Here is a 9,086-nt window from a genome sequence, read left to right as displayed (position 1 = left end):
TATTACAGGAGAAAATTGACGCCGAAAAACTCTGCATTTTCTGGCGAAAATTTCTGTATTTCACTTGACTGCTTACAAAAGATTTGCATTTACAAAAAAGCAGCAAATGGGGATATATTTTCGTCATCACTTTTTTACTATTTACATCGGTGATGTCAGTAATTGGACATCCTATAGGTCTTGTTATGGTGGCAATTCTAGCTTATTCTTTGATAACAATGATATTGCGTGATTCGAGGATATCAAAATTCAGATATGCGATAGTTGAAAGAACTTGTGTTGGCATGCGGTATATACCTGATGGAGAAGGCGCCGATGAATGGAAACTTGACTTCAAAGACATTAATAATGCTCGTACTAGATCAATGTCAGTGGAAGAAAGTTTTTATAATGCAACAAAAACAGGAGATGAATTTTATGTTGTGTTTTTAGGGGAAGAAAAATCTCCGTGCTTGTGTTATAGAAAAAGCGAGTGGATAATGTGATATGAAGAAAATATTTAATTCGACCACAGTTTTAATCATAGGTATTATTGTTTTTTTTACTTGGAGCGTATCAGGGTGGATTGTATGATGAAGCGAAGAACTCTGGATACGAAATTGAGGCTCGAATTGTCGATGTGGTGGTCAAAGAAGAACATGATTCTGATATGATTTATTACTACGACACATATACCGTGTATGCAAACTATACGATTGATGGCAAGGATTATTCTCACGTAAAGGTTGGCAAATATACAGAACCCAAGTATGTTGGAGATACAATAACAGTTGTTGTTAACCCTGAAGAGCCTGGTGCGAAAATGGCAGAAGGAGGGATTTTTGCAACAGTTGGGTTTGTTATGATTGTGGGAGTAATTGTTTCCAAAGCAAAAAAGAAACAAGGTTGAAAATTATGAACAAGAAACAAGAATTGTTGCAATTAAAAAAACAAAGAACAAAGATACGCATTATAGGCTTCTGTATAATGCCGTTAGGTTATGCAATTATGGGCCTTTGTATGGCATCTGGGTCTCCCCTTGGCATATTGGGTATGTTTATTGCCTTTGCAGGAATTATGCTTATTTTAAGAAGCTTCATGCACTTTAAATATGCAGGACTGAATAAAGCATTAGCTGAATACGATGCTAACCCGGAACTGCAGTATATTCCTGAAGATGTTGATCTTGGAATCATGAATATAGTTAGAAGTACTTTTGAAAAGCATTTTGAGGCATACGGTGTCCAACTCATTAAGCAGCAGTACTCAATTGATGCAACAGGAAGTTTGGTGCACAAAAGAACCAACCAAGCATTATTACAAATTGCAAATCTTTCTCAAATCGATGACGAGACATTGTTTATGCTATATGCCACTCTTTGTAATCGTGTAAGAACTCAGGATCAGCGTGCAGTTATTCAAAATGAGTGTGTGTTTAGAACACTTTATAAAAGGTATAGCAATTCTTTGGAAATTGTGAAGGAAAGAACCGCAAAACTTATTTCAAATGATATGGCAAAAAAAGAAACAAACTTTGTCTCTTTTTCAGAAACGGATACAGATGGCAATTTTAAAGAAGCGTATGGTTATTTTGAGCCTGATTCGAATGTTTCCTCCGAGCAAATTAATGGAGAAATCTGTGTTTCAGGAAACCATGATTTTATGGTTATTGAGGAAATGACCGGAGGCATTAAATATCGGTGTAAAAAATGTGGACTAGAGGATATTGACACCCTCTTATCTGGAGACTTTAAGAAGAAATATAATGGTAGCTATATTGATAATGCTTCATTTAGATGGCATAGTGCTGACATGTCCGGATCTTCAATTTCTAAACTACATATATCGTTTGGTGATTGTCCAATAATCAACATTGAGTGGCATGGTGAGACTTTAACCTATAGGAATACCATTAATGGAAGCAGAGATGGCGGTAGAGCTTATCCGTCAGGTTTTTTTGATACAAAAACCATTGTTTTATCAAATCAGCAAATAATGGAATTGCGCGAATTATTAAATACAATCTCCTTCTTCCACTGGACAACAGAAAATCAGATATTTGATAGATTGGGTGCGTGTGGCTTCTGTTTGCACAATACTTTTAAATGCTCTTTTAGTAATGGTAGAGAATTTATTTGCTACAGTTGTGGAGGATTTGAAGAGTTTCATCAGCTATCATCGTTGCTAAAGAGTTTTTGTATCACAGAAAACAATGACAAGGTTAATGATGATAACACCATTTCTTGTTGCGGTAAGTATTACTCTACTAAAGATAATTTCTGCTCTGAATGTGGAAGAAAACTTTCTAAAACAAGTGATGTTGGCAGTACCGCTGACGACAATGAGATCACTTGTTCACCGGGCATTGACTTCTTGACTCAAGAAAAACTTAAATCTATCAAATTTGAAGGGTTTGGTTTTTGGGTTGAGTCAATACATCAGGTCGAAAAATTATTGACTTATATGACGAAAGCAGTTGAGATTGCTAGAGTTCAAGGATATACAATTGGGGCTGTTCGCGTTGATGGTGGAGTACACGAATTAGATACAGGATATGAGTCCTTTTCTGGAAAGATTTATTTGTCCTTTGAAGAAGCAAGAAACCAGTTGCCCGTTGATTTTGCTGAGGAAGAAGCGAAACTCGATGGTCAGTGGTTGAACACTATGAATTTTGAGCTCTTTACAGTTGACCTAGCTAAAGACGGAAATAACTATTCCATAATGTTTAGTCGTGGAGAACTTAAGGTACCCGAAGCCCTTTGGAAAACCTATGAGGCTGTTGACTGGAATAATATAATATAAATTCAAAGAGCATCAGGATTTGATTTTCCTGGTGCTCTTTGAATTTATATATTCGATTTAAATGCTAACCATTTGGCGGCGTAGCTATCGAGTGAGAACTTGGTACCATACTCATTCTCGACAAAGTGGTCCTTGACCTGATACCAGCCGCGCAGGTACTCGCGCATTTCTGGGTCTGGGGAAATGGGTTCCACCCACACTTGAGTCTGGGAGCTTACCTCAGACTGAGTCAAAGCATCTGATTGCGGAATGGTGCCTTCTGCAAACCGTGGTGCAATATCATGGATCTCACCTGCAGCATCAAACGGAATACGTTCTCCGGTCGCTGCAATGAACTCCTGCGCAGATGAGCTGATCAAGAGCCAACCGTATTTATCTGACCATACCGGTTTGCCGTTTGAAACACGGAGCTGGTCATAGGGCAGTGGGAGAGTGTTCTCTGTATCCTGGCTACCTCCCCTTCCGAGAAGATAGTCTGTGGTTACGCCGTAGAGGTCTGCCATCTTTGCGAGGTTATCGATCGTCGGCGATTTACGCCCGGCCTCCCAGGAACTGAGTGTAGGTTGAGAGACGCCCAGCATCTTTGCAGCTACGGTCAGCTTTAAGTTATTCTTTTTTCTGGCCTCCCTGAATTGCCTTGACATCTACTCACCACCTTTTTGAAATTCTGCTTCTTATTCTTCAGACTGAGATTTAATATACTTGCCGGTCTTCACACGAGCATCTGCAGGTTTTACTGCATCAGCCGGAATGAGCCATGTGTTACCGACCTTCTTGACACCGGGGATTCGTCCCTCGGAGCAAAGGATCGCAACACGCCGATGTGACAGATTCCATTTTTCGCCGGCTTCGATTGTTGAGATGTAATCCACTGCAAATACTCCTTTCATTGATCACTAATAAATATTATATTCATTTAGAGGAATAATATCAAGTCCTTTTCGTGAATTCACTATTTGGTTCACTCTGATTTGCGGTCTCAGCCTGGGTTAAATATAATGCTAATTATGTTTAAGCCACGATATCAATTGCTTTTGAACGGGCTCGGAGTTAAACATAATTAACAACGTTTTCCACAGAACTCAGTTAAACATAATATTTTTTGTTGTATCTGCCGCCTCCTATTCGTGTAATACAAGTAGGAGGCGATATTATTATGAATGAGTTCTATGAATACCTGCGCAGTATTGGTAAATCCGAAAACACCGCGAAGAACTACTGCGATAAGGTGCGTATATTTAATCGATGGTGTGAGGACAGCTTCGGCACAATACCACTCACACTATACCGGGCAAATGTGCTCGACTATATCTCTTATATGAGAACCATTAAGGGATACAACCCGAAATCGGTAAACAACCATCTCTCTTCCCTTCGAGCATATAATGAGTTCTTAATCAGCTCCGGATGTCAAACTGAGATGGCTGTGCTAAAGAATGACTTTATGAAGGTGCAGGTTCAGTATTATGATGAGTTAGAAGAAGCTGAGCAGGCTGCCATTCCGGATGACGTTCCTGTTGGAAAGTAGGTGGTGATATGCGACTTTATGTTACCGCAAAAACAGAAATGACCGATTTAGTCATTGACTATATTGAAGTCAAACTGCAAAGCGGAGAAACTGTTTCTTTGAACTGGGACGAAAGCAACTACGGCATCAACGACGGTCTTTTTACAGCAACCTATAAGGGTGTGTATTTTGATGAGGAGTATGCCAACGGTCGCATTAACGAGCTCAGAAACATGCAGATTACCGAAGTGGGCATTTACAGCGAGAGCGAGGAGCCAACAACAATCGCAATCGTTCACGTTACCGTTGAGGATAACGACTTTGAACGTTTGGATTTCATAGGCTTGCTCTACCAGGAGGGAGATTTTAAGTTTACCGTTCCTTTGGGCGATGAACACGAAATCAAATATCCGGATGAGCCTATTGACTGTACACGCCTTGGATTCTTCGATGAAGTATTAGGGCGGCGATGAAAAGCACAGACCCTACGGCACAGGCGTTTTGGAAACAAATTGCCCCGGACGGAAAAGAACCGCCGGTCGAAAGGGTAATTGCTTCTATCTCCCTGATGGTTCAAGAGAATAAGCTATGTAGTTGAGGTGCAATCGCACCTCACTTTTTATTTTTATCAAAACCAACCATTAGTAATGATAGGTTACCGCAGATAGGTGTTATAAAAAAGCGACACCTATATAGAAATTGAGTGTTTTTTGTTGTTGTCAAGTTGAAAAAGCTAATATTTTGTAGTATAATGTGTAATGAAAACCTGTATCACTATGAGTTTTATGCTTTAGAAAAGGAGAAATTGCGTATGCAAGTGAGTTATATGAAACTTCAAAAGCTTATGATTGAAAATCAAATGAAACGAAATGATTTGATGAGAGCTGCCGAGATTAGTGGAACAACAGCCACCAAGATAAATAAGAATGAACCGGTATCGCTTGAAGTACTTATGCGTATATGTAAGGTGTTTCATTGTGATATTGGTGACATATGTGAAGTTATTTTAGATGATTAGTAAGATAGTTCAAATAAATGGAGGTAACCGTAATGGCAAAGGCTGCTAAACCAAAGAAAGAAATATCAATGGAAGAAGCTCTGTGGAAAAGTGCTGATAAGCTAAGAGGTTCTGTTGAGCCTGCTGAATATAAGCACGTGGTATTGAGCTTATTTTTCCTGAAATTTGCAAGTGATAAATTTGAGGAATGTCGAACAAAAATTATTACGACGCACGGCGAGAAGTACGCAGATATGAAACCATTTTATGCTCAGGAAAATGTTTTCTATCTTCCCGAAGAAAGCCGCTGGTCTTATATTATGGAAAACGCAAAGCAAGATGATATTGCGTTGAAAATAGACACAGCACTTTACACTATTGAGAAAAATAATCCGGCTCTTAAAGGTGCATTGCCCGATAACTATTATTCTCGTCTTCATATAGACACAGCAAAGCTCGCTTCTTTGCTTGATGAAATCAACCGCATAAACACAGACGATAAAGAGAACGACATCATAGGTCGTGTATATGAATATTTCCTTAGCAAATTTGCACTTGCGGAAGGTAAAGGTAAGGGCGAGTTCTACACTCCGAAATGTATCGTAAACCTAATTGCCGAAATGCTTGAGCCGTATGACGGTATCCTTTATGACCCTTGTTGCGGTTCGGGAGGTATGTTTGTTCAGTCTATCAAGTTCGTGGAAGCTCATAGCGGAAACAAGAAAAAGATTTCTATTTATGGGCAGGAGTACACTAATACCACATTCAAACTTGCAAAAATGAATTTGGCTATCCGTGGCATTGCTGCAAATCTCGGAGAGATGGCTGCAAATACATTTACAAATGACCAGCACAAAGACCTTAAAGCCGATTATATTATGGCAAATCCTCCTTTCAATCAGAAAGAATGGCGAGGAAATGATGAACTCATTGACGACCCTCGTTGGAATGGATATGAAGTACCTCCTACAAGTAATGCAAACTACGGTTGGATTTTGAACATAGTGTCAAAGCTGTCACAGAACGGAGTAGCAGGTTTTCTGCTTGCAAATGGTGCTTTGTCTGATGACGGGACAGAGTTGAAAATCAGACAACAGCTCATTGAGAATAATCTCGTTGAAGCAATCATCATACTTCCGAGAAACCTTTTCTATACGACTGACATAAGCGTTACTCTTTGGATTTTGAACAAGAACAAAAAAGCTCGTGTTGTGGAACAGAACGGTCAGCTTAAACGCTATCGCAATCGTGAAAAGGAAATCCTCTTTATGGATTTGCGTCAAATGGGCAGTCCTTATGAAAAGAAGTATATTGAACTTACAGAGGAAGATAGAGCAAAAGTCACGACTGTATATCACGCTTGGCAACAAGAAGGATATGAAGAAACTTATCAGAATGTACCGGAGTTTTGCTATTCTGCTTCTTTTGAAGAAGTTAAGGAAAAGGGATTCACTCTTGTTCCGAGCAGATATATTGAGTTCGTCAACCGTGATGAAAACATTGATTTCGACACGAAAATGAAAACTTTACAGAGTGAACTCAAGGAACTGCTTGTTGCTGAAGAAAAATCAAAGGCTGATTTGCTTTCTGTATTTAAGGAGCTGGGTTATGAAATCGAATTATGATGTTTTGGGAAATCATATCCGACTGATTGATACTCGCAATAAAGATAGCATTACGGATAAAGTCTTAGGAATCAACATAGACAAATTCTTTATGCCGTCGGTGGCGAATGTTATCGGCACGGATTTAAGCAAATATAAATTGATAACAAAAGGCAAGTTTGCGTGTAATCCTATGCACGTAGGTCGTGATGAACGACTCCCTGTTGCATTATATACTGACGACCAGCCAGCTATTGTTTCTCCCGCATACTTTATGTTTGAGATAAAAGATGCAACAGTACTCAATGCTGAGTTCTTGATGATGTGGTTTCGCAGACCTGAATTTGACAGAATTTGTTGGTTACATACAGACGGAAGCGTTCGTGGCGGCATCACTTGGGACGATTTATGTCGAATGGAAATCCCCGTGCCCCCAATAGATAAGCAAATTGAGATAGTTAAAAGTTATCAATCCATTACCGATAGAATTGCTCTCAAGAAGCAGATAAATGATAATTTAGCGGCTTGATGTCATCATTTTTGCAAGCAATATATCTTTGAGGTTTGCAAGCTGTTCAATCTCTGTTCGGTTTTCACGAATAGTTAAGAAAACTTTGCCAATCAATGCGTTAAGTTCTGTTAAATCGTCATCGCAAGGAACAATGACAGGGAGTTTTCTGAGATTTTCCTGATTGATTTTTAACTGAACTGCTCCGGTTACGGCGTTTCGTACAACGGTTTTCTTCAAAATAAGGTAAACCATTTCCGTTGAATACCCGTTTTTCCCTTGAAAGATATGAGCGTGATTGTTTACCCAAAACTTTCCCCAAACATATTGCATAGTTGGATAACCATTATCATCCATAACCGTTCCATCTTCGCCAAGTAAGCCGTAAATGCCATCAAAGATGTAGTCATCAACATAGTCCATAAGCGATGCTGCACCAAAGTAAGGATAAATACGTTCCATTCCGCTACGGTCTAAGCTCGACATTGGTCTACGCATACTGTCGAACAAGTCAATCAGGCTATCTACGGTTGTTTCAATGCCATTAGAAACGATTTTATCCTGAAGAACCGCTTGTGCTGTTGCTTCTAAATTATCATTTACCGTTGAGATAAATAACTCCTACCAACGGCAGGAGTTAAACAAAAGGAACTGCCGTTGATTGTCGTTCTCTTAAATAATTAAAGGAGAAAGACAATGAAACAGAATTTAATCACAGATGTTGTTCAGGCTATGTTGCCTTACCTGAACAATGCACAATCAGAAAAACTACAAGAAGTGTTGGAACACACACTATTCGACTATGAGGTAACAAAAAATAAAAATGACGAGGTAGTCTCAGAGCAGAACCTAGTTGAGTCCTTCCTCTCTGCGAAGAAGATTGAAGGCTGCTCTGAGAAAACCTTAAAATACTACGAAGCAACAATACATTCAATGCTCGATGGTATTGGGAAAGAAATTAAGTATATTGTGACTGATGATATTCGCTGTTACCTCACGGAATATCAGGCTAAAAAGAATTCAAGCAAGGTTACAATAGACAATATCAGAAGGATACTATCAAGTTTCTTCTCTTGGCTTGAAGACGAGGACTATATACTGAAAAGTCCGGTTAGACGCATACATAAGGTTAAAACCGGAACAAACATAAAAGAAACTTATTCTGATGAAGCACTTGAACTTATGCGTGACAGTTGTACAGAACTAAGAGACTTGGCAATGATAGATATGCTTGCTTCAACGGGTATGCGTGTCGGAGAAATGGTGCTGCTGAACCGTGAAGATATAGATTTCAACGAAAGAGAATGTGTCGTGTTCGGTAAGGGCGATAAAGAAAGAATAGTTTACTTTGACGCAAGGACGAAAATCCATTTACAGAACTATCTGCACAGCCGAAAAGACGACAACCCGGCACTCTTTGTATCACTTCAATCTCCGTACAATCGAATGAATATCGGAGGAATTGAAGTAAGACTTAGACAGCTTGGGAAACGCTTGGGATTAAATAAAGTTCACCCTCATAAATTCAGGCGAACCCTTGCAACGATGGCAATAGACAAAGGAATGCCCATAGAGCAGCTTCAGCAACTCTTAGGGCATAGAAGAATAGATACGACCTTGCAATATGCAATGGTAAAACAGAGTAATGTTAAAATAGCACACAGAAAATACATTGGCTGAGGTGGTTAG

The 9,086-nt window shown here is 39.3% G+C and carries 11 protein-coding genes; 8 read left to right on the top strand and 3 right to left on the bottom strand.

Annotated elements, in window-relative coordinates; all coding sequences use genetic code 11:
* Positions 1-565 precede the first annotated feature (565 nt).
* Together I2E77_RS08125 and I2E77_RS08120 are read left to right on the top strand one after the other, a co-directional pair.
* Positions 566-889, top strand: a complete 324-nt coding sequence (locus tag I2E77_RS08125; RefSeq protein ID WP_195450999.1) for a DUF3592 domain-containing protein — start codon at positions 566-568, stop codon at positions 887-889.
* A gap of 5 nt (positions 890-894) precedes the next feature.
* A complete protein-coding gene (locus tag I2E77_RS08120) occupies positions 895-2,781 on the top strand; it encodes a hypothetical protein (protein WP_195450998.1) in 1,887 nt (628 codons plus the stop codon).
* Between the two features lie 44 nt (positions 2,782-2,825).
* On the opposite strand, the gene I2E77_RS08115 is transcribed toward I2E77_RS08120, so the two are convergent.
* Both I2E77_RS08115 and I2E77_RS08110 read right to left on the bottom strand, forming a co-directional pair.
* Positions 2,826-3,425, bottom strand: a complete 600-nt coding sequence (locus I2E77_RS08115; RefSeq protein ID WP_195450997.1) for a helix-turn-helix domain-containing protein — start codon at positions 3,423-3,425, stop codon at positions 2,826-2,828.
* 30 nt (positions 3,426-3,455) lie between these two features.
* Complete coding sequence (locus I2E77_RS08110; RefSeq protein ID WP_195450996.1) at positions 3,456-3,653, bottom strand: DNA-binding protein; 198 nt, start codon at positions 3,651-3,653, stop codon at positions 3,456-3,458.
* A gap of 284 nt (positions 3,654-3,937) precedes the next feature.
* On the opposite strand from I2E77_RS08110, the gene I2E77_RS08105 reads away from it, so the two are divergent.
* The 5 genes from I2E77_RS08105 (at position 3,938) to I2E77_RS08085 (ending at position 7,418) form a co-directional block, all read left to right on the top strand.
* Positions 3,938-4,309: a phage integrase N-terminal SAM-like domain-containing protein gene (locus I2E77_RS08105; protein WP_195450995.1), complete on the top strand. Its 372-nt coding sequence runs from the start codon at positions 3,938-3,940 to the stop codon at positions 4,307-4,309.
* Positions 4,310-4,317: 8 nt separating this feature from the next.
* Positions 4,318-4,761 (top strand): hypothetical protein, encoded by a 444-nt coding sequence (locus tag I2E77_RS08100; protein ID WP_195450994.1) that lies wholly within the window; start codon positions 4,318-4,320, stop codon positions 4,759-4,761.
* Positions 4,762-5,099: 338 nt separating this feature from the next.
* Entirely contained in the window at positions 5,100-5,306 is a 207-nt protein-coding gene (locus I2E77_RS08095; protein WP_164801376.1) for a helix-turn-helix domain-containing protein, read from the top strand.
* 32 nt (positions 5,307-5,338) lie between these two features.
* Complete coding sequence (locus I2E77_RS08090; RefSeq protein ID WP_195450993.1) at positions 5,339-6,910, top strand: type I restriction-modification system subunit M; 1,572 nt, start codon at positions 5,339-5,341, stop codon at positions 6,908-6,910.
* Positions 6,894-7,418, top strand: coding sequence for a restriction endonuclease subunit S (locus tag I2E77_RS08085; protein ID WP_195450992.1), 525 nt, complete (start codon positions 6,894-6,896; stop codon positions 7,416-7,418). Before I2E77_RS08090 ends, I2E77_RS08085 begins: the two co-directional genes overlap by 17 nt.
* On the opposite strand, the gene I2E77_RS08080 is transcribed toward I2E77_RS08085, so the two are convergent.
* Entirely contained in the window at positions 7,407-7,907 is a 501-nt protein-coding gene (locus I2E77_RS08080; RefSeq protein WP_279323487.1) for a restriction endonuclease subunit S, read from the bottom strand. The two genes, I2E77_RS08085 and I2E77_RS08080, sit on opposite strands and share 12 nt — an antisense overlap.
* Before the next feature lie 186 nt (positions 7,908-8,093).
* Between I2E77_RS08080 and xerA the strand changes: the two genes are divergently transcribed.
* Positions 8,094-9,077, top strand: coding sequence for a site-specific tyrosine recombinase/integron integrase (gene xerA / locus I2E77_RS08075; RefSeq protein ID WP_195450990.1), 984 nt, complete (start codon positions 8,094-8,096; stop codon positions 9,075-9,077).
* Positions 9,078-9,086: the final 9 nt, after the last annotated feature.

Origin of the sequence: Anaeromassilibacillus sp. 1001302B_160321_C8 (genome assembly GCF_015554745.1) — a bacterium.
In the GTDB taxonomy this organism is placed as follows: domain Bacteria; phylum Bacillota; class Clostridia; order Oscillospirales; family Acutalibacteraceae; genus Anaeromassilibacillus; species Anaeromassilibacillus stercoravium.
Note: the sequence above shows the minus strand (reverse complement) of the source record. Positions and strands in the feature narration are given on the sequence as shown.